Here is a 23,722-nt window from a genome sequence, read left to right on the forward strand (position 1 = left end):
CCTACTTGAGCAGGCCCGACTTGCTCGGGTCCGGCATGCGGATCGCCACGACGCACGCGACGGCGCACATGACGCTCACGTACCAGTAGAAATACGGCTCGGTCCCCGCCTGCTTGAACCACAGCGCCACGTATTCGGCCGACCCGCCGAACACCGCGTTGGCCACTGCGTACGACAGGCCGACGCCGAGCGCGCGCACCTCGACCGGGAACATCTCCGCCTTGATCAGGCCGCCGATCGACGTGTACAGGCTGACGATGGCCAGCGCGCAGGTGATCAGCACGCCCGCCATCACCGGGCTGGTCACGCCGCCCAGCGCCGTCATGATCGGCGTGGTGCAGATCGCGGCCAGCAGGCCGAAGGCGATCATCGACGTGCGCCGGCCGATGCGGTCGGACAGCGCGCCGAACAGCGGCTGCATCGCCGCGTAGATCAGCAGGCAGACCGTCATCACGCGGCTGGCGGTCGTGGTGCTCATGCCGGCCGTGTTCACCAGGTATTTCTGCATGTAGGTGGTGAAGGCGTAGAAGATCAGCGAGCCGCCGGCGGTGAAGCCGAGCACGGTGACGAAGGCGCGGCCGTGGTTGCGCAGCAGCGAGGCGACGCTGCCGGCTTCCTCGCTCTTGCGCGCGTGCGCGGTGGTGGTCTCGTGCAGGGAGCGGCGCAGGTACAGCGAGACCAGCGCGGCGCCGGCGCCGGCCACGAAGGGAATGCGCCAGCCCCAGGCCACCAGTTCGTCGTGGCTGAGGAACAGTTGCAGGATGCCCAGCACCAGCAGCGCGGCGAGCTGGCCGCCGATCAGGGTCACGTACTGGAACGAGGCATAGAAGCCCTTGCGGCCCGGCTCGGCGACTTCGCTCATGTAGGTCGCGCTGGTACCGTACTCGCCACCCACCGACAGGCCCTGGAACAGCCGCGCCACCAGCAGCAGCACGGGGGCGGCCGTGCCGATCGTCGCGTAGGTGGGCAGCGCGGCGATCATCAGCGAGCCGCCGCACATCATCAGCACCGAGATCATCATCGCATTGCGGCGGCCGTAGCGGTCGGCGATGCGGCCGAACATCCAGCCGCCGATCGGACGCATCAGGAAGCCGGCGGCGAAGATGCCGGCCGTGTTCAGCAGCTGGGTCGTGGGATTTCCCTTGGGGAAGAACGCCGCCGAGAAATACAGGGCGCAAAACGAGTAGATGTAGAAATCGAACCACTCGACCAGGTTGCCGGACGAGGCGCCGACGATGGCGTAGATCCGCTGGCGCGGGGTGAGATCGTGGATGGCCTGGGCTTCCGCGGCATCCGAGGGGGCACTGGTGCTCATGGTATTCCTCCGTATCGTTCTTCGCATGCCCGGCAGCGCTGAACGTTTCACGGAAGGTCCGCCGGGCCAGCACGGCCGGTAAGCAAGGATAGCAGTTTCCGTGCTTCCGCGTTCGCGGCGCCGCGCCTGCGGTGCCTGTCAAGACAGGCGCGGCGCGGGCGCCGGATCCGCGCTGCGCCGTCAGAACGCGATGACGAAGCGCGCGCCGCCGGCCAGCGAGCGGGCGTAGCGCACCGTGCCGCCGTTCGCGTGCACCAGGTGGCGCACCATCGCCAGGCCGATGCCGCCGCCCTGCTTGCGGGTCGTGAAGAACGGCGTGAAGATGTGGGCCAGCAGCGCGTCGGGCACGCCCGGGCCGTCGTCGCTCACCTCGATGCGCAGGCGGGCGCCGCGCACCAGGCGCGCCTCCACCCGCACGCGGCCGCCGCCAGGATTGGCGGCCGTCGCCTCGAAGGCATTCTTGAGCAGGTTGAGCAGCGCCTGCTCGAGCTGGCCCGGATCGGCCACCAGCTCCAGCGACGCCGGTTCGACCGCGAACACGGCGTCGCCGCCGCGCGCGCGCCAGGCCGGCGCCGCCAGCGCCGCCACCCGGTCGAACAGCGCTTCCAGGCGCACCACTTCCGGACGCGCCGGCGCCAGGTCCGACAGGCTCCGGTAGCCGGTCACGAAGGCGACCAGGCTGTCGGCGCGGCGGCCGATCGCATCCAGTGCCACCGCGAGGTCGGCGCCGACGTCGGCCGGCAGCGCCGCATCGGCATCGGCGTCGTCCAGCAGCTCGCGCGCGGTGCGCGACAGCGAGGCCACCGGCGTCAACGAATTCATGATCTCGTGCGTCAGCACGCGCACCAGCTCGCGCCAGGCGTTCAGCGCCTCCGCTTCCAGCTCGCTCTCGACCGGCATCAGCGCGGCCAGGCGCCGGGGCCGGCCGTGCACGGTGAGCGAGGACAGCGCCGCCAGGCCGCGCTCGGCGCCGCGCTCGGTCTCGAACTGCAGCAGCGCGCGCCGGCCACCCGGCTGGGCCAGCAACTGGCGGTACAGGTCGGCCGGATCGCTGGCGCGGCCGGGCGCCACCAGCTTGCGCGCGCTGGCGTTCAGCGGCGCCACCCGCCCGTCGTCGCCGGCGCCGGCGCCGTCGTCGACCAGGAACAAGGCGATCGGCGCGTGTTCCAGGTGCGCTTCCAGCGCCAGCGCCTGGTCCAGCAGGCGACGCGCCTCGCTGCCGCCCGCGCCGTCGATGCCGGCCGGCGCTGCCGGCACGCGCAGCGCCGCCAGCATGCCGAGGCGGCGCCACAGCCAGGCCAGCGACGCCAGCGCGGCCAGCGCGCACAGCAGCGCCGGGCGCGGCGACGCGTGCAGGTAACCGGCGCCCCAGGCCAGCGCCGCGGCGGCGCCGGCGGGCGCCAGGACCGCCGCCTTCGCGCGCGCGTCAGATGCCATGCTTGCCCAGCTTGCGGTACAGCGCCGCGCGGCTCACGCCCAGCATGCGCGCGGCCAGGCTGATGTTGCCCCTGGCCTTGTCGAGGGCGGCGGCGATCGTCTCGCGCTCGAGCGTCCCGAGGCGGAAATCCTGCGCCGCCGACCCGGCCGGCGCGGGCGCCGCAACGGCATCCGGTAAGGGCGCGGACGCAGGCGCCGGCGCGGACAAGCCGAAATCCTCCCAGCGGTAGTCGGCGGCGGCGCCGAGGATGACGGCGCGCTCGCAGGCATGGCGCAGCTCGCGCACGTTGCCCGGCCACGGCCAGTCGCACAGGCGCTGCAGCGCGCCCGGGTCGAGTTCGCGCACGGGCCGTCCATACTGGCCTTCGTACAGCGACAGGTAGTGGTGCAGCAGGCCGGGCACGTCGTCCCGGCGCGCGCGCAACGGCGGCACCCGGATCACGATGGTGTTCAGGCGGAACAGCAGGTCGGGACGGAACACGGCCGCATCGAACAGGCGCGCCTCGTCGAGATTGGTGGCGCTGACGATGCGCGCGTCGATCGGCTCGGCGCGGTCGGCGCCGAGCGGCGTGACCTCGCGCCGTTCCAGCGCCGTCAGCAGCCGGGCCTGCGCCGCCAGCGGCATGTTGCCGATCTCGTCGAGGAACAGCGTGCCGCCGCGCGCGGACTGGAAGCGGCCGGCGCGCGCTTCCCTGGCATCGGTGAAGGCGCCCTTGCGGTGGCCGAACAGTTCGCTCTCGAACGTGGACTCGGGCAGCGCGCCCATGTCCACCGCCAGAAAGACGCCGGCGGCGCGGCGCGATTGCGCGTGGACGGCGCGCGCCACCACTTCCTTGCCGACGCCGTTCTCGCCCAGCACCAGCACATTGGCCTCGGTGGGCGCGACGGCGGCGACCAGGGCCTTCAGCTCGCGCATCGGCGCCGAATCGCCCATCGGTCCGGATGCCGCGGCGCCGGCCGTGGCGGCGCGCCGCGCCAGCGCCGCGTCGACGGCGGCCAGCAGGCGCGCATTGTCCCAGGGCTTGGTGATGAAATCTGCGGCGCCGCGCTTGAGCGCCTCGACCGCGAGCGGCACGTCGGCATACGCGGTCAGCGTGATCACGGCGGGCGGACGCGCCAGGGCGCGCAGGCGGTCCAGCACGGCCAGGCCCTCGGCGCCGTCGATGCGGCCCGGCGTGAAATTCAGGTCGAGCAAGACCACGTCGGGCACCTGCGCGCCCGCGACGGCGCCGGCGCCGGCCAGCAACGCCTCCAGGCGCGCCGGATCGTCCAGCGTGGCGACCGCGCCGTGACGCCGGCGCAGCAGCATCTGCGCGGCGCAGGCGACGTCGCGGTCGTCGTCGAGGATCAGGATGCGGGCGGTGGAATCGGCCATCGGAGCGGTAGGAAGGAATCGCCGTCATTCTAGCAGCGCGATCCGGCGGCGCGACCGGCGGCCGCGCACCTGTCCGCAAGCGCACACGTGTACCTGTCCGGAACCGGACAGTCGGCGGCGCGACGGCCCAGGACAGCCGCTTCCGCCCGCCGGATGGGCCATGGCACGGCGCTTGCAAAAGACAGCCGCATGACCACTTCCACGAACCCCATGGACCACATTCCTCCGCGCGCCGTCACCGGCGCCGCGATGGACGAGCACGTCCCGCGCCGTCGGCGCGGCCGGCGCGCCGTGCGTGCCGGCGCCGGCGCCGCCCTCCTCTGCCTCGCCGCCTGGGGCGGCTGGCAACTGCTGCCGCGCGGCCTCGAGGTCGCGGCGCGCGACGTGCGCATCGCCCGCGTGGCGCCGGGCGTCTTCCACGACGACATCATGGTGCGCACCAGCGCCGAACCGCTGCGCTCCGTCGTGCTCGATGCGGTCGAATCGGGCCGCGTCGAAGAGGTGTTCGCGCGCGACGGCCAGCACGTCGAGAAGGGCGACCTGCTGTTTCGCCTGTCGAACCCGCAGCGCCACCTCGAACTGCTGGCGCGCCAGACCGAGTACGCGCAGCAGATCTCGAACCTGGCCAACCTGCGCGTGGCCCGGGAAGCCGGCCGCACCGACCACCTGCGCCGGCTGTCCGAGCTCGCGTTCGCGCTGGAACAGGCGCGCAAGCAGCACGCGCGCAACGCCGGCCTGGCGGCGCGCGGCTTCCTGTCGGCGGCGGCGCTGGAGGACGCCGCCGACAGGCTGGCGCAGCAGCGCCGCGCGCTGGACGAGGAACGGCGCGCCAGCGCCGCCGAGGAACGCGTGCGCGAAGGCGCGCTGCGCCAGGTCGGCGGCGTGATCGAAGGGCTGCAGTCGGGCCTGAAGCTGGTGAGCGCGAGCGTCGACGCGCTGGCCGTGCGCGCCCCGGCCGCCGGCATGCTGACCGGCTTTCGCCTGCAGGTCGGCGAGACCGTGCGCCCCGACCAGCGCATCGGCCGCATCGACGATCCGCAGCGCTTCAAGCTCAGCGCCAGGATCGACGAGTTCTACCTGAGCCGCGTGCGCGTCGGCCAGCCCGGCCGCGCGCTGCAGGACGAGCGGAGCTATGCGCTGAAGGTCGCCACCGTCTACCCGCAGGTGCAGGACGGCCGCTTCACCGCGGAGCTGGAATTCGCCGGCGCGCAGCCGCAGGTGATCAGCGCCGGCCAGGGCATCGACGCGCAGCTGACGCTGGGCGAGCCGGCCCGCGCCCTGCTGCTGCCCAACGGTGCCTTTGCCCTCGATGGCGGCGGCGCCTGGGTGTTCGTGGTGGCGCCCGATGGCGTGCATGCGCGCAAGCGCAGCGTGCGGCTCGGACGGCGCAGCAATACCCAGGTCGAGGTGCTGGCGGGCCTGGCCGCCGGCGACGCCGTGATCGTGTCCGGCTACACGTCGTTCGGCAAGGCCGAGCGGCTCCGATTGACGAAGCGCTAGGGGCACCCGTGCCCACCCAACGAACGTCTTAAGATGCATCCATTACAGGGAACCCACACCATGCTCAAGCTATCAGGCGTCAGCAAGATCCACACCGCGGGCGAGATCCGCACCACGGCCCTCGACCGCATCGACCTCGAGATCGCCGCCGGCGAATACGTCGCCATCACCGGGCCGTCCGGCTGCGGCAAGTCCACGCTGCTGGGGGTGCTCGGCCTGCTCGACGTGCCGACCTCCGGCGACTACTGGTTCGACGGCCAGAACGTGGCCGGCTGGAGCGAGGCGAAACTGAACGCGCTGCGGCGCGGGAAGATCGGCTTCATCTTCCAGAGCTTCAATTTGATCGAGGAACTGAGCGTGCACGAGAACGTCGAGCTGGCGCTGGAATACAGCGGCGTGGCGGCCTCCGAGCGGCGCCGCCGCGTGAAGGGGATGCTGGAGCGCCTGGGCATCGACCACCGCGCCAGGCACCGCCCTTCGCAGCTGTCCGGCGGCCAGCAGCAGCGCGTGGCGATCGCGCGCGCGCTGGTCGCCAACCCCGTCATGCTGCTGGCCGACGAACCAACCGGCAACCTCGACACCGCACACGGCGAGGAAGTGATGCGCCTGCTGCGCGCCATCAACGCCGAGGGCACCACCGTCGTCATGGTCACGCACTCGCCGGCGCACGCCGCGCAAGCCTCGCGCACGCTGCGCCTGCTCGACGGCCGCGTCGTCGTCGACGCGCTGCTGGCGGCATGAAGGAGGCACGATGAACCTGCGCGATTTCCGCATCGGCTGGCGCCTGCTGCGCAAGGAGCCGGCGTATTCCCTGGTCACCATCCTGGGCCTGGCTGTCGGCATCGCCGCCTGCTTCCTGCTGCTGGGCTATGTGCGCCACTCGTTTTCCTACGACGAGCACGTACCGCAGCGCGAGCGCGTCTACCAGCTGACCAACCGCTGGAACCTGGCCCTGCTCGGCGACCGCTGGAGCGCCCTGTCGCCGCTGCCGCCGCGCGACGCCGCGCTGGCCAGCGGCCAGCCGCTGCTGGCCACGGCCTTCCTCGACCGCGCCATCGAGGCGCGCCTCGGCGGCCAGTTGCACAAGGTGCACGTGGGGCTGGTCGATCCCGACTTCGCGCGGATCTTCGCGCCGCAGGTGCTGGCCGGCGACCTGCACGCGGCGCTCACGCGCCCGGAAGCGCTGGCGCTGACGCGCGAGACGGCGCTGCGGCTGTTCGGCCGCGTCGACGCGGTCGGCAAGACGCTGGTGGACGACCGCGACACCTATGTCGTGGCGGCGGTGGTGGCCGACCCGCCGCCGGCCAGCACCCTGCCCTACGAGGCGCTGGGCGGCATCGGCGGCATCACGGTGCCGGACGAGTTTCGCAGGATGGCCAGGGAAAAGTGGGGCTTTTCGCCGGGCCGCGTGTACCTGAAACTGCTGCCCGGGGCCGACCCGGACGCCGTGGTCGAGGCGATGCGGCGCGGCCTGCGCGCGTCGCCGCTGGTGCGGCGCGAATACGCCGAGCAGGTGGCGGCGCTGGGCGGACGCGACCTGATCGAATACAGCCTGATGCCGCTGGCCGACGCCTACCTGGCCGACGTCGAGGACCCGATCGGCCAGCACGGCAACCGCCTCGCGGTGCTCGGCCTGGCCGCGGTGGCGCTGCTGATCCTGCTGCTGGCGGCCAGCAACTACGTCAACCTGGCCACCGTGCGCACGCTGGCGCGCCGGCGCGAGATCGCGATGCGCAAGGTGCTGGGCGCGTCGGCGCCGGCGGTGGCGCGCCAGTTCCTGGCCGAATCGGTGCTGGTATGCCTGGTCGCGACCGTGCTGGGCCTGCTGCTGGCCTGGCTGCTGCTGCCGGTGTTCGCCGACCTGGTGCAGCGCCGGCTCGACGCCGTGTTCGACGCCCCCGCGCTGGGCGCGGCCCTGGCGCTGGGCCTGGTGCTGGGCCTCGTCGCCGGCATCTGGCCGACCTGGTCGGCGCTGGGCGTGCGCGCCGGCGCGGCGCTGGCCGGGCGCGGCCACGCGGAGTCGGGCGGCGGCCTGTGGGCGCGGCGCGCGCTGACCGTGCTGCAGTTCGCCGCCGCCATGGGCCTTACCGCCACCACCCTCGCCGTCGCCTGGCAGACCCGCTATGCCAGCACCCTCGATCCCGGCTTCGACCCGGCGCCGCTATTGATGTTCCCGGCCGCGAACACCATGCAGGATCCGCGCCTGCGCGCCTTCCGCGACGAGGTCGCGCGCCTGCCCGGCGTGGCCGGCGTGGCGGTGTCGCACCTGCCGTTCAGCGTCGGCGACAACATCGTCACGCTGCGCCGCGACGGCGGCCAGGCGACGGACCTGAACCTGTATGCGGTCAGTCCGGAATTCTTCGGCGTGTATGGCCTGAAGCCCGTGGCCGGGCGCCTGTACGATCCGACGCTGGACCAGCCCAACGAACCCGAACGGGTGGTGATCAACACGGCGGCCGCGCGCCGGCTCGGTTTCGCCAGCCCGGCGGACGCGGTCGGCAAGACGGTCGCCAACCCCGCCGGCGGCAAGCCGATGCAGGTGGTCGGCGTGGCGCCGGACATGCGCCACCGCTCGGCGCGCAGCGAGCAGCGGCCGGTGGCGTTCTACCTGCGCGACCGGGTCGGCACGTTCACCGTGCGCTGCCAGGGCGACGTCGAGCCGGTGCGGCGCGCCATCGAGGCGGCCTGGCCGCGCTACTTCCCCAACGAGAGCCTGGGTGTGTTGCGCGTGCCGGCCCTGATCGTCGAGCTGTTCTACGCCGACGACCTGCGCCTGGCCCAGCTGCTGGCCGCGGCCAGCGTCACCGCCACCGCCATCGCCGCCTTCGGCATCTACGTGCTGGCCGCCTACAGCGTGCGCCGGCGCGAGAAGGAAATCGTACTGCGCAAGCTGTACGGCGCCGGCGGCGCGGCGATCGGGAAGCTGGTGGCGCGCGAGTTCGCCGCGCTGGTCGGCGCCGGCGCCCTGCTCGGGCTGCCGCTGGCGTACCTCGCCATCGAGCGCTGGATGGGGGGCTTCGCCGAGCGCGCGCCGATCGGCGGCTGGACGCTGGCGGCGGCGCTGCTGGTGGCGGGCGCCGTCGCGCTGGCCGCCACGCTGCGCCACGCGCTGGCGGCGCTGCGCATCCGTCCGGCGCTGGCGCTCAGGGAGTGAACGCGCGGCGCGTCAGATCTCGACCTGGGTACCGAGTTCGATGACGCGGTTGGTCGGGATCTGGTAATAGGCCGCCGCGGTGCGCGCATTGCGCTGCATCGCCACGTACAGGTGCTCGCGCCACGGCATCATGCCCTGGCCGGGCACCGAGATGATGGTCTGGCGCGTGATGAAGAACGAGGTCTCCATCATCTCGAACGTGAGCCCCTTGGCGGCGCACAGGCGCAGCACGCCCGGGATGTCGGCTTCGTCCTTGAAGCCGTAGCTGACGTTCACCTGGTAGCAGTCGTGTCCCAGCGCGACCACCTCGACCTGTTCCTGTTCCGGCACGTACGGCTCCTCGCGGATGCGCACGGTGAGGAACACGACGCGCTCGTGCAGCACCTTGTTGTGCAGCAGGTTGTGCAGCAGCGCGTGCGGCACGCCGTCGGTCTCGCCGCGCAGGAAGATGGCGGTGCCGGCCACGCGGTCGGGCGGGGCGATGAACAGCGAATCGAGGAATTCCTCGAGCGGGATCGCATGCTTCTCGAGGTTCTCGTAGACCAGTTCGCGGCCGCGCTTCCAGGTCAGCATGATGGTCAGCAGCACGGCGCCCAGGCACAGCGGGAACCAGCCGCCGTGCAGCAGCTTGAGGGTGCTGGCCGAGAACAGCATCACGTCCATCAGCATGAAGAAGCCGGTGGCGCCCAGGCACAGCGCCAGCGGCAGGTGCCAGCGGTAGCGGATCACGAAGAAGGTCAGGAAGGTGGTGGCGAACATGGTCGCCGTCACCGCGATGCCGTAGGCGCCGGCCAGCTTGTCGGACGAGCCGAAGCCGATCACCGCGATCAGCACCACGACCAGCTGCAGCCAGTTCACGGCCGGGATGTAGATCTGGCCGATCTCGCTTTCCGACGTGTGCATCACGCGCATGCGCGGCAGCAGCCCCAGCGCGATGGCCTGCTTGGTCATCGAGAAGGTGCCGGAAATGGTGGCCTGCGAGGCGATCACCGCGGCCATCGTCGACAGCACCACCAGCGGCAGCACGCTCCAGCTGCCGAGCTGGTGGAAGAACGGGTTGTCGATGGCTTCCGGATGCGTGATCAGGAGGCCGCCCTGGCCCAGGTAGTTCAGCGCCAGCGCCGGAAACACGACCAGGAACCAGGCGACGCGGATCGGCTTCTTGCCGAAATGGCCCATGTCGGCGTACAGCGCCTCGGCACCGGTGAACGCCAGCACCACGGCGCCCAGCGCGACAAAGGCGATGAACTGGTTGCGCACCACGAATTCGACGGCGTAATAGGGATTGAGCGCCTTCAGGATCACCGGCGCCTGCACGATGTTGATGATGCCCATGACGGCCAGCGCGGCGAACCACAGGATCATCACCGGACCGAACCAGCGGCCGATGCCCGCCGTGCCGTGGCGCTGCACGCTGTACAGGATCACCAGCACGACGATGGTCAGCGGCACCACGTAGTGCGACAGCGCCGGCGTGGCCACTTCCAGGCCCTCGATCGCGCCGAGCACGGAAATCGCCGGCGTGATCACGGAGTCGCCATAGAACATGGTGGCGCCGAACACGCCGATCAGCATCAGCGGGTACTGCCAGCGCGAATGGCGCTTCACCGAGTTCAGCGCGAGCGCCATCAGCGCCATGATGCCGCCCTCGCCGCGGTTGTCGGCACGCAACACCAGGGTCACGTATTTCAGTGAGACGATCATCGTCAGGCCCCAGAAGATCAGGGACACGATGCCGAGCAGGTTGGGGGTACTCAGTTCCAGGCCATGGGTAGGGTCGAAGATGGTCTTGAGCGTGTACAGCGGGCTCGTCCCGATGTCGCCGTAGACGATGCCGACCGCAGCCAGGGTCAGCGCCGCAACGCTGCTTTTCTTATGTTCGGACGTCAAGTTGTCACCGTAGGTTGTTCTGGTGCGTTGCACAATAGAATAATCAATCCGGAAAGACAAGGTTGTCCTTTCCGTCAGCGCTGTTATTTTCTCAAAGTTTTTTGCTTTGGATTCAGGCGCAAAGTGTGCACCATCGGGCGCGCGGCGAGCGCGCGACAGTGCGGCCGGCGGTGCGCCGCCGGATCGACCGCCTGCACGTTACACCGGGTTGCGGGATAATGACAGGTTCGCCAATCCATCCCCTCCATTCCCATGCGTACCGGCATCCTGTCCGCGGCCCTCGCCTTCCTGTGCTGGGGCCTGTTCCCGCTGTATTTCCACGCCATCGACGCCATCCCGCCGCTGCAGATCCTCGCGCACCGCATGCTGTGGTCGCTGCTGTTCCTGGCGATCGTGCTGCTCGTGCGGCGCCAGTGGGCCTGGCTGCACCTGGTGCGCCAGCCACGCGTCTTCTTCAGTTTCGTCGCCTCGGCGCTCCTGCTGAGCATCAACTGGCTGATCTATATCTGGGCCGTCAACAACGGCCACGTGATCGAGGCCAGCCTGGGCTATTTCATCAATCCGCTGGTGAACATCATGCTCGGCTACGTGATCCTGAAGGAACGCCTGCGGCCGGCGCAATGGATGGCGATCGCGGTGGCGGCGCTGGGCGTGGCCTGGCTGACCTGGCAGGCCGGCACGGTCCCCTGGATCGCGCTGGCGCTGGCGGCGTCGTTCGGCGGCTACGGCCTGCTGCGCAAGACGGCGGCGCTGGGCGCGCTGGAAGGCCTGTCGTTCGAGACCATGGTGCTGTTCCCGCTGGCGGCCGGCTACGTCGGCTGGCTGACGGCGCACGGCGCGAACGCCTTCCTCACCACCCCGTCGGACACGACCCGGCTACTGCTGGTGATGGCCGGGCCGATCACCGCGATCCCGCTGCTGCTGTTCGCCTCCGGGGCGCGACGGATCCCGCTGTCGATCCTGGGCCTGCTGCAATACATGTCGCCGACGCTGCAATTCCTGCTGGGCGTGTGGATCTTCCACGAAGCCTTCAGCCTCGACCGCCTGGTCGGCTTCGCCCTGATCTGGACCGCGCTGGCCCTGTTCGCCGCCGAAGGCCTGCTGCGCCGCCCCGTTCCCGCACCGAAACAAGCTTGACCTTCCACAAACCGGGGTCAGAGCCGGGCTCTGACCCCGGTTTGTGTTTGCGCAAATGGGGAATGGCGGGGCGGCGCGGAAAAGAGTGCTCTGGCCCCGAATTTTCAGTATGCTGTCGTCCTTTCAATCGCATTCACCAAATACTGATTACATGGCCAATTACGTCTACACCATGAACCGCGTGGGCAAGATCGTCCCACCGAAACGCCAGATCCTGAAGGATATTTCGCTGTCCTTCTTTCCGGGCGCGAAGATCGGCGTGCTGGGCCTGAACGGCTCCGGCAAGTCGACCTTGCTGAAGATCATGGCCGGCATCGATACCGACATCCAGGGCGAAGCGCGCCCGATGCCGGGCCTGAACATCGGTTACCTGCCGCAGGAGCCGCAGCTGGATCCGGACAAGACCGTGCGCCAGGAAGTGGAAAGCGGCCTGGGCGAAGCCTTCGAGGCGCAGGGCAAGCTGGAAGCCGTGTATGCTGCCTACGCCGAGCCGGACGCCGACTTCGACGCGCTGGCCAAGGAGCAGGAGCGCCTGGAATCGATCATCGCCGCGGCCGACGGCGGCAACCTCAACCTGCAGCTGGAAATGGCCGCCGACGCGCTGCGCCTGCCGCCGTGGGATGCGAAGATCGGCGTGCTGTCGGGCGGCGAGAAGCGCCGCGTGGCGCTGTGCAAGCTGCTGCTGTCCAAGCCCGACATGCTGCTGCTGGACGAGCCGACCAACCACCTGGACGCCGAATCGGTCGACTGGCTGGAACAGTTCCTGGTGCGCTTCCCCGGCACCGTGGTCGGCATCACCCACGACCGCTACTTCCTCGACAACGCCGCCGAATGGATCCTGGAACTGGACCGCGGCCACGGCATCCCCTGGAAGGGCAATTACTCGAGCTGGCTGGAGCAGAAGGAAGCCCGCCTGAAGCAGGAAGAAGCGACGGAATCGGCGCGCCAGAAGGCGCTGGCCAAGGAACTCGAGTGGGCGCGCCAGAATCCGAAGGCACGCCAGGCGAAATCCAAGGCGCGCATGGCCCGCTTCAACGAACTGTCCGAATACGAATACCAGAAGCGCAACGAGACCCAGGAGATCTTCATCCCCGTCGCGGAACGCCTGGGCAACGAAGTCATCGAGTTCAACAACGTCTCGAAGGCCTTCGGCGACCGCCTCCTGATCGACAATTTGTCGTTCACGATTCCGCCGGGCGCCATCGTCGGCATCATCGGCCCGAACGGCGCCGGCAAGTCGACGCTGTTCAAGATGATCGCCGGCATCGAGCAACCGGACAGCGGCGAAGTCAAGATCGGCCAGACCGCCCGCGTCTCGCTGGTCGACCAGTCGCGCGACAGCCTGGAAGCCAACAAGACCGTGTTCGAGGACGTCAGCGGCGGCGCCGACATGCTGTCCGTCGGCCGCTTCGAGATGCCGTCGCGCGCCTATCTCGGCCGCTTCAACTTCAAGGGCGCCGACCAGCAGAAGCTGGTGGGCAACCTGTCGGGCGGCGAACGCGGCCGCCTGCACCTGGCCAAGACGCTGCTCAAGGGCGGCAACGTGCTGCTGCTGGACGAACCGTCGAACGACCTGGACGTCGAGACCCTGCGCGCGCTGGAAGACGCCCTGCTGGAATTCGCCGGCAGCGTGATGGTCATCTCGCACGACCGCTGGTTCCTGGACCGCATCGCGACCCACATCCTGGCCTTCGAAGGCGATTCCCAGGTTACCTTCTTCAACGGTAACTACCAGGAATACGAAGCGGACAAGAAGAAGCGCCTGGGCGAAGAAGGCGCCAAGCCGAAGCGCATCCGCTACAAGCCGCTCACGACCTGATCCGTATCGGTCCGATGCACGAAAGCTCCCCGCGGGGAGCTTTTTTTTCGCCGGTTTGCCACATGTATCACATTGATTTATAAGCGGAAATGGATCGGCACCCCATCAAAGTCATGTGTAGAATCGGTCGGAGTTGAGCTTGTTCAAGCCAATGCGTGATTGCACCGAACCGTTACGAGGCGGGCTTCGCGCCTGGCAGACCACATTCATGACACATTACCGCGACAACCGCGTTCCAGGCGCCACCTTTTTTTTCACGGTACGCCTGCTGGACCGGGAAAGCACCCTGCTGACCGACCATTTCTCGGCATTCGGCGAAGCGATGCGCCAGGCGCGTATCCGCAAGCCCTTCCACGTCGATGCCTGGGTCGTCCTGCCCGACCATGCGCATGCGATCTGGACCTTGCCGCCCGGCGACCACGATTGCGCCATGCGCTGGCGCGCCGTCAAGATCGCCTTCTCGAAAGCCCTGCACAAGGCCTGCCTGCCGGGCGGCGCCAGGGCGGCGGCGAACGCCACCGGCGACGGCACCATCTGGGAACGCCATTACCGCGACTACAGGATCGGCGACGACGCGGAATATGCGGCGCTGGTCGATTACCTGCATGCCAATCCGGTACGGCACGGCCATTGCGCGCGGCCGGAAGAATGGCCGTGGTCCTCGCTGCATCGCTTCGTCGCGGCCGGTTGTCCGCCACCCTCGCTGGCGCAGGTAGCATTGCCGTGGATGCGCACCGGCACCCGGACGATGCGCCACGCCTCCGCCACCCCCGCGGGACTGCACGACCAGCCGTAGGGCAGCTCCCCGCGCTGCACGGACGGCACCGACCGTCCCGCCCAATGCAAAAAGGGGCCCGAAGGCCCCTTTACTCCAGGAATGCCTGCGCCGCTCAGAAGCTGTAGCGCGCACCCACGGTCACCACGTCCGGCTTGGCGCCGAAGTCCTTCGACTTGCCATAACGCTCGTACTCGGCGATCAGGGCGACCTGCGGATTGACGTTGTACTGCACGCCCAGCGCGCCATAGGCGCCGGTGTCGTCGTCCTTCAAGTTGACCAGCGTGGTACGCAGTTCGCGCTGGCTGTGCTGGATGCCCAGCTTGCCGTAGACCGAGAACTGGTCGTTGATCGGCTTGGTGGCCTTGGCGGCGACGTAATAGCCGTAACCTTTCGTATCACCGCGGTTGGTGGCCGAGCTCACGTCGGCCTTGCGGAAGTCGGTATAGCCGACTTCGGCGGCCCAGGTCTGGTCGAATTCGTAGCCGCCGAAGATCTTGCCCGAGGCCTTCCAGCCATCGCTGTCGAGACCGCGTGCGTCTTCATGGTCCGCACTGGCGACGCCGACGCCGACATAGGCACGGGGTTGGGTGGTGGTCTGTGCCTGGGCTGCCGAGATGGCGGCGGTGGTGGCGAGCAGTGCAACGATGAGCTTTTTCATACCGTTTCCTCTTTCATTGTTTGACTGGTTCGCAATACCCGAATTGGATCGCGATGTAGCCAAGATAGCACTGCAGCTCGACCACGTCCGTGCCCATTTGGTAAGAACTGTAATCAGTTGTAACTTACTGACCGAAAGTTCAGTAATGCGATGAAGAAATTTAAAAGAAGATAAGCACAAGTTAGACCACGAAGCGGAAAGTCAGGTTCACCCTCAATGCCGTCGGCCTCGCCGTCTTGTTTATCCCATGCAACCAGTTATGCTGCAGGGCACCGCCCATCAGCAACAGGCTGCCGTCGGTGAGATCGAGTTTCAGGGTGCGCTTGCTGACCTTGTGGCGCAGCACGAACGTGCGGGTGGCGCCGAAGCTGAGCGAGGCGATGACGGGGCAAGGCCCCAGTTCCGGCTCGTCGTCCGCGTGCATGCCCATGCTGTCGGCGCCGTCGCGGTAGCAGTTCAGCAGCACGCTGTTGTAGCGGTGGCCGGTCGCCGCTTCGACGGCGGCGCGCAGGCGCTCCAGCAGCGGCGTCATCGGCAGGGGTTCCAGGCGCAAGCCGGAATAGGTGTAGCTGGCCTCGCCGTACCAGGCCGACAGGCGCGGCTGCAGCCAGCGCTTGCCATAGACGACGATGGTGTCGGCGCGCCACGGCGTCTCGTCGACCAGGCGCGCCAGGACCTCGGCGCTGCTGATCGGCAGGGGAAGCGGGGCCAGCATGGCGAGTTCGCCATCCTCGACCGGGATGGACACCAGCTCGGTGCCCGATGAAAACAAATCCATGGCGACAAATTACTCTAAGATGGGACTCCCATCGAATCCACATTCTCTCATGCGCATTCTTTCATGCTCGTTTTCCCATGGATAAACGCCAGTTCCTCGGCGCCGCCGCGCTCGCCGGTGCCCTGCCGCTTCCCGCCCAGGCAGCCCGTCCCGCGCAGCGCGGCCCCACGCTGCTGACCGTCACCGGCGCCATCGGGCGCGGCAACCGCGGCCCGCTCGACCCGGTGCGCGACCAGATGATGTACAAGCAGCAGCTGAAGTTCGACAAGGCCCACGCGTTCGACCATGCCGACCTGCTGCAGCTGGCGCCGCACACGATCCGGCCGACGCTGGAATACGACGCCAAGCCGCACCTGTTGCGCGGCCCGCTGCTAGTGGACGTACTGGCGCGCGCCGGCGCCAGGCTGGACGACGGGACGCTGCTGGTCCTGCGCGCGGTGGACGGCTACAACGTCGAGCTGCCGCTGGCCGATGCCCGGCGCCGCCGCTTCATCGTCGCCACGCATGTGGACGGCCAGCCGATGGCGCTGGGCGGACTGGGGCCGCTATGGGCGGTCTACGATGCCGACCGGGTGCCGGAAATGGCCAGGCTGCCGCTGCCGCAGCGCTTCGCCGCCTGCCCGTGGGCGCTGTACCACGTCGAGGTGAAAGCGAACTGAAGGGTCTGGGCCGAGGCTCAGGCGTAGGCTTCCGCCAGGCTCATCACCCGCGGCGTCACCTTGATGCCGAAGTTGCCGAACAGCGTGTCGATCGCGTTCAGGTTGTGCGCGCATTCCTCGGTTTTCCAGCCATTGAACAGGTCGGTGCCATCCTTCTGGAAATGCAGGTCGAGCACCTTGCCCTTGTCCTTGTGCACGTAGCTCTGCTGGAAAGTATTCTGGAAACCGAGTTCGGCCAGCGCGGTCAGCACGGCGTTCGGCGGGTTGTCCGGATCGGTCGCCATGAACACCCCGAAGGTCTTGCCCGGAGGCTTGGCCGCCACGTCGACTTCATAGATGCCGGGCGCCTTGGTGACGCTGGTACTCTTCAGGAACAGCATGCCATCTCCTTTCCGGACCGGACGGCTGCTGGGACGTCCGGCGTTTGACTGGATACACAGGCGGCTAGCTTATTGCACCAAGGGAACTTTGTCGACAAATCGACGCCATTTTTTTGCCTTACTGCAACGCTTACGGTTGCAGCAACATGCCGATGGCGCTGGCGGCGAGGAGCGCGCCGCATGCGAGCATACCGATCACGAAGCCGGCCTCGCGCCGGGCCGGATCGCGGTAATAGCCCAGCGCATACAGGATGCGGCCGCAGCACCACAGCAGGCCGCCCCCCGCCGCCCACGCATCGCCCAGGAAATGGGCGCACAACCACAGCGGCGCCAGCACCAGCGGCAGCTGTTCCAGCGTGTTCGCCTGCACGCGCTGGGCGCTCTGGAACGGCAGCGGCCCCTCCATCGACGGTGCCGGCACCTTGTACTTGACGCGCGCCCATCCGGCCATCACGCCGGTCCAGAAGTAGACGCCGAGGATGGCCAGCGTGGTCCAGGCGGTTAGTTGCATTCTTGTATTCCTGTCGATAAAGGTCGAGGGTCAGGCGCTGCCCGCATGCTTGCGCCGCGCCAAGTCCCAGGTAGACGTGGCCAGCGCCGCATAGAGGTCGCCGGTGGGCGCGTCCCAGCCGGCGACGGCCGCCTGCTGGCGCGCCACGGTGGCGGCGTCGCCACGTGCGATCGGGCCGGACAGCGCGGTCTCCGGCCCCAGCCGGAACACGTTCGCCAGCGTCTCGCTCGCCAGCGGCCGCGCCAGTTCGCGCGCCACCGCGGGCGGCACGCCGGCCGCCGCGTAGGCGCGCAGCGCGGCATCGAGCACCGTCACCAGGTAGTTCGAGGCGAATACCGAGGCCGCGTGGTAGACGGTCTTGGCGGCCGCGTCGATGTGCACCGGGCGGGCGCCGATCGCCTCGAACGCCGGCAGCAGCACGGCCAGCGCGTCCTCGTCGCCCTCGACGCCGCAGAAGGTGCCGGCGAAGCCGGATGCCACCGCGGCCGGATCGGCGAAGCTGCGCACCGGATGCACGCTGGCGACACGCGCGCCGGCGTCGCGCAGCGCCTCCAGCTCGCCGGACGCCTTGGCGCCGCTGCAGTGGAACACGACGGCGCCGCGCACCGGCACGGACGCCGCCAGCGCGGCGGCCACGCCGGCGATACGGTCGTCCGGCACGGCCAGCATCCATACCTGCGCAGCGCGCAGCGCGGCGGCATCGGCCAGCGCGCGGCCGGCGCCGATGAAGGCGACGGCATCGCGCGCGCTGGCGGCGCCGCGCGTGAGCACGTCCTGCACGGCGAACGCGCCGGAGGCCGCGAACAGGCGCCCGAGCACGCGGCCGACGTGGCCGGCGCCGACGATGTTGAGCGGGTTCGCCATCAGAAGCGCGACCCCGGCTGGCGCAGGAATTCCTGCTCTTGCGGCGTCGACGCGCGCCCGAGGATCGCGTTGCGGTGCGGGAAACGTCCGAAGCGCGCGATCACGCCGCGGTGGCGGTGCGCGTAGTCGAGCGTCTGGTCGAAGCCCGGGTGTTCGGCGGCCAGCGCCGAGAACAGCGCCACCGCGCGCTCCTGCATGGCCGCATCCTCGGCATGCTCGAACGGCATGTAGACGAAGGAGCGCTGCCAGGGCGCCAGCGTCCGGTCGGCGCCGCCGTCGACCAGCGCGCGCGCGGCCGCCAGCGCCAGCGCGTCGCCGGCGAAGCTGCGCGGCGTGTTGCGGTAGGCGTTGCGGGTGAACTGGTCGAGCACGAGGATGCGCGCCAGCACGCCCTGCGGCCCTTCCTCGTCCCATGCGCGCAGGCCGCCGGCCAGCGCCTCGTCGATGGCGGCGCCGAAGCGCGTGCGCACCTGGTCGTCGAATTCGTCCTTCTTGACGAACCATTCGCGGCGCGGCTGGCCGTCGGTGGCGCTGCCGGGCGCGCCGAACCAGAAGTCGAGTACTTCGCGGGGTCTCATGTCTTGTCCTTGTCGTGATCCATGCGCTGCGCGCGTCGTCCCGGCGCGGGCCGGGACCCCATTCTATCCACGCGCCGGCCATGCCGCGCACGGCGGCTAATTGCGGGCATGGGACAGCTCGAAACCGTCCACGCCGTCCAGCGCCGACAGCTCGCCCGCCAGCGCCGACAGCGGCGCCCCGGCCGCGCCAGCCAGCGCGACGAAATGCCATTCCTGGACGCCCGCGCTGCTGCCGATGGTGAGCGAGGCGGCGGCGATCTCGTAGCCGCGTTCGCGCGCCGCGTGGCGCAGCTGGTCCTCGCTGGGCCGCACGCCCGGCTTGAAGCGCAGCGTCACCGCCACCGCGTGGTGCGAAGGCAGCTTGCTGACGGCGCGGTTCAGGTAAATCATGATCATGGTGGCGAAGAAGGCCAGGCCCATCGCCGCCATGTAGAAGCCGACGCCGACCATGATGCCGATGACCGACGAGGCCCAGATCGACGCCGCCGTGGTCAGGCCGCTGATGGTGAAGCCCGAGCGCGTGATCACGCCGGCGCCGAGGAAGCCGATGCCGGTGACCACGCCCTGGATCACGCGGGTCGGGTCCACCAGCGCCACCGCCGCGCCATGCCCGCCGTACCAGAAGTGCGGGTAGCCGGAGACGATGACCAGCGCGCACGAGGCCATGCACACCAGGCCATAGGTGCGCATGCCGGCCGCGCGGCCGTGGTAGGAACGCTCGTAGCCGACCATCAGCCCGAGCGCCAGCGCGCCGACCAGGTTCAGCAGGATCAGGCCGTTGGTCGCCAGTTCCGCCGGCGACCAGTAGGCCGCGAACAGCTCGGCCCAGGACGGCACCGGATCGTGCAGGGAAACGGCGGCGGCGGCGCCCCGGTTCAAGGTTTCTTCCTGACCAGCTGCTTCTCGAACGCGATGTCGTTCTTGGTCATGCGCTTTTCGGGCTGCGGGCCGAGGCCGTCGACGAAGGCCACGAAATCGTCCATCTCGAGCGGCGGGCACAGCGGCGGCGCGCCCGGCTTCTCGGACAGGAAGAAATGACCGGCGCCGGTGCGCGCCATCGAGTACGAGGTGATGCCGGTGCGCCGCTTGAGCCGCTCGACGGCGGCGCTGGCACGGGTGGAACGCGCGCCGGCCATCTCAGATCTCCCGGGTGCGCAGTTCGAGCCAGTCGCGCGCGGCGCCGTCCACCAGCGGCAGCAGGCGCGCGCGCACCTCGCGATGGTAGGCGTTCAGCCACGCGACCTCGTCGCCGCGCATCAGCGAAATGTCGATGCAGCGCGTGTCGATCGGGCACAGCGTCAGCGTCTCGAAGCCGAGGAATTCGCCGAACCCGGTGCTTTCCTCGACGCGCGCCAGGACCAGGTTCTCGATGCGGATGCCCCAGTGGCCGGGACGGTAGATGCCCGGCTCGTTCGACGTGATCATGCCCGGCTCGATCGCCGTGTGCGGTTCCGGCATGGCCGCCGGGGAGATCACCTGCGGGCCCTCGTGCACGTTGAGGAAGTAGCCCACGCCGTGGCCGGTGCCGTGGCCGTAGTCGATGCCGGCGGCCCAGATCGGGGCGCGCGCCAGCGCGTCGAGCATCGGGCCCCTGGTGCCGCGCGGGAAGCGCGCCACCGACAGGTTGATCATGCCTTTCAATACCAGCGTGAAGTCGCGCTTGTGCGCGGCCGTGGGCGTGCCCACCGGGACCACGCGCGTGATGTCGGTGGTGCCGCCCAGGTACTGGCCGCCGGAATCGATCAGCAGCAGGCCGTCGCCCTCGATGACGGCATGGGCCTCGGGCGTGGCGCGGTAGTGCATGATCGCGCCGTTGGCGTTGAAGCCGGCGATGGTGCCGAAGCTGGGCGACACGAAGCCGGGCCGGCGCGCGCGCGCGGCGGTGATCTCGGTGTCGATGTCGACCTCGGTGAGCGGCGCGCGCTGCGCGTCCGCCAGCAGCGGCTCGAGCCAGGCGAAGAATTCGCACAGCGCGGCGCCGTCCTGTTCCATCGTGGCGCGCACGTGGTCGGTCTCGGCGTCCAGCTTGCGCGACTTGGCGAAGGTGGTCGGGTTGATCGCCTCGACCACGCGCACCGTGTCCGGCACCGCGGCGCGCATGCCGGCCGTGACGCGGCGCGGATCCAGCAGCAGGGTGCCGCCCGGCAGCGCGGCCAGCGCCGCGGCGGCGTCCGCGTAGGGGGCGACGCGCACGCCGTCCTGCGCCAGGCGCGCGCGCAGTGCCGCGTCGATCTTGCCGTCGGCGACGAACAGCGTGGCGCCGTCCGGCTCGACCAGGGCGTGGGACACGAACACCGGGTTGTAGCTGACGTCGGCGCCGCGCAGGTTGAACAGGTAGGCGATGTCGTCCAGCGTGGAAATGAAGTGACGCCCGGCGCCCAGCTCGTCCATGGCCGCGCGGGTGGCGCGCAGCTTGTCGGCGCGGGTGGCGACGGCGTAGGGGGCGACGTGCTCGAACACCGCCTCCGCCGGCAGGCCCGGGCGGTCGTTCCAGACGTCGTCGAGCAGGTCGAGGTCGGTGCGCAGATGGATACCGCGCGCCTTCAGGGCGTCGCCCAGCAGGCGCGCCACGGCCAGGCCCAGCACGCGGGCGTCGACGGCGACCGTCTGGCCGGCCTGCAGCGTGGACGCCAGCCAGTCGATGTGCAGCAGGCTGGCCGCCGCCGGGATCTTCATCAGGCGGATGTCGGTGCCGGCCAGCTCCTGCTCGGCCTGGGTGTAGTAGCGGCCGTCGGTCCAGACGCCGGCGAAGTCCTGCGTGGCGACGAAGGTGCCGACCGATCCGGTGAAGCCGGACAGCCATTCGCGGCCCTTCCAGCGGCCGGGCAGGTATTCGGACAGGTGCGGATCGGCGGACGGCACGATGAAGGCGTCGACCTGGTGGCGGGCCATCGCGGCGCGCAGCCGGGCAAGGCGTTCGGCGCGCACGCCGGTGGTGTCAAGTGCTGGCATGGTGTGGTGCTCGGCTTGTTCGTTTCTCAAGGCATGTATGATACGCCCGTCCGCGCCGGCGTGGCGCAATCCCCCACGCCGCCAGGATGACGGATAATCGCTCCCAGACACGTTTCAAAAGACCAGCCATGCAAGATTTTCACTACACCCGCGCCCGCGAATTGATGGCGCATGCCGAAGAAATCGTCAGCGCCGACCAGGTCCAGGCGGCCGTCCGCAACGTCGCCGACGTCCTCAACCAGCGTTTCGACGACGACGCCACGGGCGCCTTCCCGCTCGTGCTGGGCGTGATGGGCGGCGCGGTCGTCTTCACCGGCAGCCTGCTGCCGCAACTGCGCTTCCCGCTCGAATTCGACTACATCCACGTGACCCGCTACGGCGACCTCGACAAGGGCGGCGAAGTGGTCTGGAAGGTGGTGCCGCGCCAGAGCGTCGAGGGCCGCGTCATCATCGTCGTCGACGACATCCTCGACGAAGGCGAGACGCTGGCCCACGTGAAGCAGCGCCTGCTCGACATGGGCGCGGCCGAGGTGATCCTGGCGGTGTTCGCCGACAAGGACCTGGGCAAGACCAAGCCGGTAACGGCCGACATCGTCGGCCTGACGATCCCGAACCAGTTCGTGGTGGGCTTCGGCATGGATGCGCACGGCTACTGGCGCAACCTGCCGGGCTTGTGGGTGATCCGCGACCAGGACAAGAAGACCGAAGCCTGAGCGCTTCGCCTCGTTCCCACGACAATCCGTAGGGTGGGCAGCTCTACCTGTGCGGCAAGAACCGCCGCAGAGAGCGCGCTGCCCACGCGTGACGCATGCGTAGCCTGCGGACGCGAACCAAGACGCGCCAACATGACGCGAACGTCACGCGTGGGCAGCGCCGATGCCGCGTCATTTCGGGCGCAAGGGTGGAGCTGCCCACCCTACGAGCCGCGGTTCGGCAGTTCAACGGTTCAGAGTTTCAGCCGCGCGCGCGCCGCCTCGTACTGCGCCTTCAGCCGCGCCACCATCTCCTCCACGGTCGGCACGTCGTCCATCAGGCCGACGCCCTGCCCCGCGCCCCAGATGTCGCGCCACGCCTTGGCGCTGCCGGAACCGAAGCTCATCTTGCTCTTGTCCGATACCGGCAGGTTGTCCGGGTCCAGGCCCGCCGCCACGATCGATTTCTTCAGGTAGTTGCCGTGCACGCCCGTGAACAGGTTGGTGTACACGACATCGGCCGCGCTCGATTCGACGATGGCGTCGCGGTAGGCGTCGCTGACGTTGGCTTCCTTGGTGGCCAGCCAGCGCGAACCGATGTAGGCCAGGTCGGCGCCCATCGCCTGGGCCGCCAGGATCGCGTCGCCGCTGGCGATCGCGCCCGACAGGGCAATGGGACCGTCGAAGAACTTGCGCACTTCGCCCACCAGCGCGAACGGCGACAGCGCGCCCGCGTGGCCGCCGGCGCCGGCCGCCACCAGGATCAGGCCGTCGACGCCCGCCTCCAGCGCCTTCTCGGCATGGCGAATCGAGATCACGTCGTGCAGCACGATGCCGCCGTAGGCGTGCACGGCGTCCAGCATCTCCGGCGGCGGCGCGCGCAGCGAGGAGATGATGATCGGCACCTGGTGCTTCACGCACACCTCCACGTCGTGCGCCAGGCGGTCGTTCGACTGGTGCACGATCTGGTTGACGGCGATCGGCCCCACCTTGCGGTCCGGATGCGCGTCCTGGTAGTCCTTCAGCTCGCGCTGCAGGTCGGTCAGCCAGGTGTCGAGCAGCTCGGCCGGACGCGCGTTCAGCGCCGGGAAGGAGCCGACGATGCCCGCCTTGCACTGCGCGGCCACCAGCGCGGGACCGCTGGCGATGAACATCGGCGAGGCGATGACGGGTAAGGTGAGGTCTTGCAGGACGGTGGGCAGCGCCATGGGTGGTCTCGCGGGAGTTGATCGGATCGGTCGATTA

The 23,722-nt window shown here is 69.4% G+C and carries 22 protein-coding genes; 8 read left to right on the forward strand and 14 right to left on the reverse strand.

Annotation, left to right across the window (positions count from 1 at the left end; all coding sequences use genetic code 11):
* Position 1 precedes the first annotated feature (1 nt).
* From QZ749_RS22365 to QZ749_RS22375, 3 genes are all read right to left on the reverse strand, one after another.
* The gene (locus QZ749_RS22365) at positions 2–1,315 is read right to left on the reverse strand and encodes an MFS family transporter (RefSeq protein WP_296951683.1); all 1,314 of its coding nucleotides are present in this window, start codon (positions 1,313–1,315) and stop codon (positions 2–4) included.
* A 180-nt stretch (positions 1,316–1,495) separates the two neighbouring features.
* Positions 1,496–2,752: a PAS domain-containing sensor histidine kinase gene (locus QZ749_RS22370; RefSeq protein WP_296951685.1), complete on the reverse strand. Its 1,257-nt coding sequence runs from the start codon at positions 2,750–2,752 to the stop codon at positions 1,496–1,498.
* Positions 2,742–4,127, reverse strand: coding sequence for a sigma-54 dependent transcriptional regulator (locus QZ749_RS22375; RefSeq protein WP_296951689.1), 1,386 nt, complete (start codon positions 4,125–4,127; stop codon positions 2,742–2,744). The genes QZ749_RS22370 and QZ749_RS22375 overlap by 11 nt, the downstream gene beginning before the upstream one ends.
* Positions 4,128–4,316: 189 nt before the next feature.
* On the opposite strand from QZ749_RS22375, the gene QZ749_RS22380 reads away from it, so the two are divergent.
* Genes QZ749_RS22380 through QZ749_RS22390 form a run of 3 tightly spaced genes read left to right on the forward strand, consistent with a single transcriptional unit; the run spans position 4,317 to position 8,781 of the window.
* The gene (locus tag QZ749_RS22380) at positions 4,317–5,627 is read left to right on the forward strand and encodes an efflux RND transporter periplasmic adaptor subunit (protein ID WP_296951692.1); all 1,311 of its coding nucleotides are present in this window, start codon (positions 4,317–4,319) and stop codon (positions 5,625–5,627) included.
* A gap of 60 nt (positions 5,628–5,687) precedes the next feature.
* Positions 5,688–6,368, forward strand: coding sequence for an ABC transporter ATP-binding protein (locus QZ749_RS22385; RefSeq protein WP_296951694.1), 681 nt, complete (start codon positions 5,688–5,690; stop codon positions 6,366–6,368).
* A 10-nt stretch (positions 6,369–6,378) separates the two neighbouring features.
* Complete coding sequence (locus tag QZ749_RS22390) at positions 6,379–8,781, forward strand: ABC transporter permease (RefSeq protein WP_296951697.1); 2,403 nt, start codon at positions 6,379–6,381, stop codon at positions 8,779–8,781.
* A 12-nt stretch (positions 8,782–8,793) separates the two neighbouring features.
* On the opposite strand, the gene QZ749_RS22395 is transcribed toward QZ749_RS22390, so the two are convergent.
* Positions 8,794–10,671, reverse strand: a complete 1,878-nt coding sequence (locus QZ749_RS22395) for a potassium transporter Kup (protein WP_296951700.1) — start codon at positions 10,669–10,671, stop codon at positions 8,794–8,796.
* 252 nt (positions 10,672–10,923) lie between these two features.
* Between QZ749_RS22395 and rarD the strand changes: the two genes are divergently transcribed.
* From rarD to QZ749_RS22410, 3 genes are all read left to right on the forward strand, one after another.
* The gene (gene rarD / locus QZ749_RS22400) at positions 10,924–11,808 is read left to right on the forward strand and encodes an EamA family transporter RarD (protein ID WP_296951702.1); all 885 of its coding nucleotides are present in this window, start codon (positions 10,924–10,926) and stop codon (positions 11,806–11,808) included.
* Positions 11,809–11,959: 151 nt separating this feature from the next.
* On the forward strand, positions 11,960–13,627 hold the full coding sequence (gene ettA, locus QZ749_RS22405; RefSeq protein ID WP_296951704.1) for an energy-dependent translational throttle protein EttA: 1,668 nt from the start codon (positions 11,960–11,962) through the stop codon (positions 13,625–13,627).
* Between the two features lie 208 nt (positions 13,628–13,835).
* Positions 13,836–14,423, forward strand: coding sequence for a transposase (locus QZ749_RS22410; RefSeq protein WP_296951707.1), 588 nt, complete (start codon positions 13,836–13,838; stop codon positions 14,421–14,423).
* A 94-nt stretch (positions 14,424–14,517) separates the two neighbouring features.
* On the opposite strand, the gene QZ749_RS22415 is transcribed toward QZ749_RS22410, so the two are convergent.
* A complete protein-coding gene (locus QZ749_RS22415) occupies positions 14,518–15,063 on the reverse strand; it encodes a porin family protein (RefSeq protein ID WP_296951710.1) in 546 nt (181 codons plus the stop codon).
* 181 nt (positions 15,064–15,244) lie between these two features.
* Positions 15,245–15,841 (reverse strand): alpha-ketoglutarate-dependent dioxygenase AlkB, encoded by a 597-nt coding sequence (locus QZ749_RS22420; protein WP_296951715.1) that lies wholly within the window; start codon positions 15,839–15,841, stop codon positions 15,245–15,247.
* A 77-nt stretch (positions 15,842–15,918) separates the two neighbouring features.
* On the opposite strand from QZ749_RS22420, the gene QZ749_RS22425 reads away from it, so the two are divergent.
* Positions 15,919–16,500, forward strand: coding sequence for a molybdopterin-dependent oxidoreductase (locus QZ749_RS22425; RefSeq protein ID WP_296951717.1), 582 nt, complete (start codon positions 15,919–15,921; stop codon positions 16,498–16,500).
* A 17-nt stretch (positions 16,501–16,517) separates the two neighbouring features.
* On the opposite strand, the gene QZ749_RS22430 is transcribed toward QZ749_RS22425, so the two are convergent.
* The 7 genes from QZ749_RS22430 to QZ749_RS22460 all read right to left on the reverse strand — a co-directional run bounded on the left by QZ749_RS22430 (position 16,518) and on the right by QZ749_RS22460 (position 21,785).
* Complete coding sequence (locus QZ749_RS22430) at positions 16,518–16,880, reverse strand: hypothetical protein (protein WP_296951719.1); 363 nt, start codon at positions 16,878–16,880, stop codon at positions 16,518–16,520.
* A gap of 130 nt (positions 16,881–17,010) precedes the next feature.
* Positions 17,011–17,391 (reverse strand): MAPEG family protein, encoded by a 381-nt coding sequence (locus QZ749_RS22435; RefSeq protein ID WP_296951721.1) that lies wholly within the window; start codon positions 17,389–17,391, stop codon positions 17,011–17,013.
* 30 nt (positions 17,392–17,421) lie between these two features.
* Positions 17,422–18,255: a Rossmann-like and DUF2520 domain-containing protein gene (locus tag QZ749_RS22440; protein WP_296951723.1), complete on the reverse strand. Its 834-nt coding sequence runs from the start codon at positions 18,253–18,255 to the stop codon at positions 17,422–17,424.
* Positions 18,255–18,833: a DUF924 family protein gene (locus QZ749_RS22445; protein WP_296951725.1), complete on the reverse strand. Its 579-nt coding sequence runs from the start codon at positions 18,831–18,833 to the stop codon at positions 18,255–18,257. The genes QZ749_RS22440 and QZ749_RS22445 overlap by 1 nt, the downstream gene beginning before the upstream one ends.
* Positions 18,834–18,929: 96 nt before the next feature.
* Entirely contained in the window at positions 18,930–19,712 is a 783-nt protein-coding gene (locus QZ749_RS22450; RefSeq protein WP_373896849.1) for an MgtC/SapB family protein, read from the reverse strand.
* On the reverse strand, positions 19,709–19,969 hold the full coding sequence (locus QZ749_RS22455; RefSeq protein WP_296951728.1) for a hypothetical protein: 261 nt from the start codon (positions 19,967–19,969) through the stop codon (positions 19,709–19,711). Before QZ749_RS22455 ends, QZ749_RS22450 begins: the two co-directional genes overlap by 4 nt.
* Position 19,970: 1 nt before the next feature.
* On the reverse strand, positions 19,971–21,785 hold the full coding sequence (locus QZ749_RS22460; RefSeq protein WP_296951729.1) for an aminopeptidase P family protein: 1,815 nt from the start codon (positions 21,783–21,785) through the stop codon (positions 19,971–19,973).
* Positions 21,786–21,913: 128 nt separating this feature from the next.
* On the opposite strand from QZ749_RS22460, the gene QZ749_RS22465 reads away from it, so the two are divergent.
* Positions 21,914–22,498, forward strand: coding sequence for a hypoxanthine-guanine phosphoribosyltransferase (locus tag QZ749_RS22465; protein ID WP_296951731.1), 585 nt, complete (start codon positions 21,914–21,916; stop codon positions 22,496–22,498).
* A 233-nt stretch (positions 22,499–22,731) separates the two neighbouring features.
* Here the strand turns inward: QZ749_RS22465 and QZ749_RS22470 are convergent, their stop codons facing one another.
* A complete protein-coding gene (locus tag QZ749_RS22470; RefSeq protein WP_296951733.1) occupies positions 22,732–23,685 on the reverse strand; it encodes a nitronate monooxygenase family protein in 954 nt (317 codons plus the stop codon).
* Between the last annotated feature and the right edge of the window lie 37 nt (positions 23,686–23,722).

The sequence above is a fragment of the uncultured Massilia sp. genome (assembly GCF_913773735.1).
Taxonomy (GTDB): Bacteria; Pseudomonadota; Gammaproteobacteria; order Burkholderiales; family Burkholderiaceae_D; genus Telluria.

What these genes read in the sequence shown, in the direction of transcription:
- QZ749_RS22370 (WP_296951685.1), bottom strand. Translation starts at nt 2,752, where the DNA reads ATGGCATCTGACGCGCGCGCGAAGGCGGCGGTCCTGGCGCCCGCCGGC.
- ettA (WP_296951704.1), top strand. Translation starts at nt 11,960, where the DNA reads ATGGCCAATTACGTCTACACCATGAACCGCGTGGGCAAGATCGTCCCA.
- QZ749_RS22435 (WP_296951721.1), bottom strand. Translation starts at nt 17,391, where the DNA reads ATGCAACTAACCGCCTGGACCACGCTGGCCATCCTCGGCGTCTACTTC.
- QZ749_RS22460 (WP_296951729.1), bottom strand. Translation starts at nt 21,785, where the DNA reads ATGCCAGCACTTGACACCACCGGCGTGCGCGCCGAACGCCTTGCCCGG.
- QZ749_RS22385 (WP_296951694.1), top strand. Translation starts at nt 5,688, where the DNA reads ATGCTCAAGCTATCAGGCGTCAGCAAGATCCACACCGCGGGCGAGATC.
- QZ749_RS22380 (WP_296951692.1), top strand. Translation starts at nt 4,317, where the DNA reads ATGACCACTTCCACGAACCCCATGGACCACATTCCTCCGCGCGCCGTC.
- QZ749_RS22465 (WP_296951731.1), top strand. Translation starts at nt 21,914, where the DNA reads ATGCAAGATTTTCACTACACCCGCGCCCGCGAATTGATGGCGCATGCC.
- QZ749_RS22440 (WP_296951723.1), bottom strand. Translation starts at nt 18,255, where the DNA reads ATGGCGAACCCGCTCAACATCGTCGGCGCCGGCCACGTCGGCCGCGTG.
- QZ749_RS22415 (WP_296951710.1), bottom strand. Translation starts at nt 15,063, where the DNA reads ATGAAAAAGCTCATCGTTGCACTGCTCGCCACCACCGCCGCCATCTCG.
- rarD (WP_296951702.1), top strand. Translation starts at nt 10,924, where the DNA reads ATGCGTACCGGCATCCTGTCCGCGGCCCTCGCCTTCCTGTGCTGGGGC.
- QZ749_RS22390 (WP_296951697.1), top strand. Translation starts at nt 6,379, where the DNA reads ATGAACCTGCGCGATTTCCGCATCGGCTGGCGCCTGCTGCGCAAGGAG.
- QZ749_RS22470 (WP_296951733.1), bottom strand. Translation starts at nt 23,685, where the DNA reads ATGGCGCTGCCCACCGTCCTGCAAGACCTCACCTTACCCGTCATCGCC.
- QZ749_RS22410 (WP_296951707.1), top strand. Translation starts at nt 13,836, where the DNA reads ATGACACATTACCGCGACAACCGCGTTCCAGGCGCCACCTTTTTTTTC.
- QZ749_RS22420 (WP_296951715.1), bottom strand. Translation starts at nt 15,841, where the DNA reads ATGGATTTGTTTTCATCGGGCACCGAGCTGGTGTCCATCCCGGTCGAG.
- QZ749_RS22430 (WP_296951719.1), bottom strand. Translation starts at nt 16,880, where the DNA reads ATGCTGTTCCTGAAGAGTACCAGCGTCACCAAGGCGCCCGGCATCTAT.
- QZ749_RS22425 (WP_296951717.1), top strand. Translation starts at nt 15,919, where the DNA reads ATGGATAAACGCCAGTTCCTCGGCGCCGCCGCGCTCGCCGGTGCCCTG.
- QZ749_RS22365 (WP_296951683.1), bottom strand. Translation starts at nt 1,315, where the DNA reads ATGAGCACCAGTGCCCCCTCGGATGCCGCGGAAGCCCAGGCCATCCAC.
- QZ749_RS22375 (WP_296951689.1), bottom strand. Translation starts at nt 4,127, where the DNA reads ATGGCCGATTCCACCGCCCGCATCCTGATCCTCGACGACGACCGCGAC.
- QZ749_RS22455 (WP_296951728.1), bottom strand. Translation starts at nt 19,969, where the DNA reads ATGGCCGGCGCGCGTTCCACCCGTGCCAGCGCCGCCGTCGAGCGGCTC.
- QZ749_RS22445 (WP_296951725.1), bottom strand. Translation starts at nt 18,833, where the DNA reads ATGAGACCCCGCGAAGTACTCGACTTCTGGTTCGGCGCGCCCGGCAGC.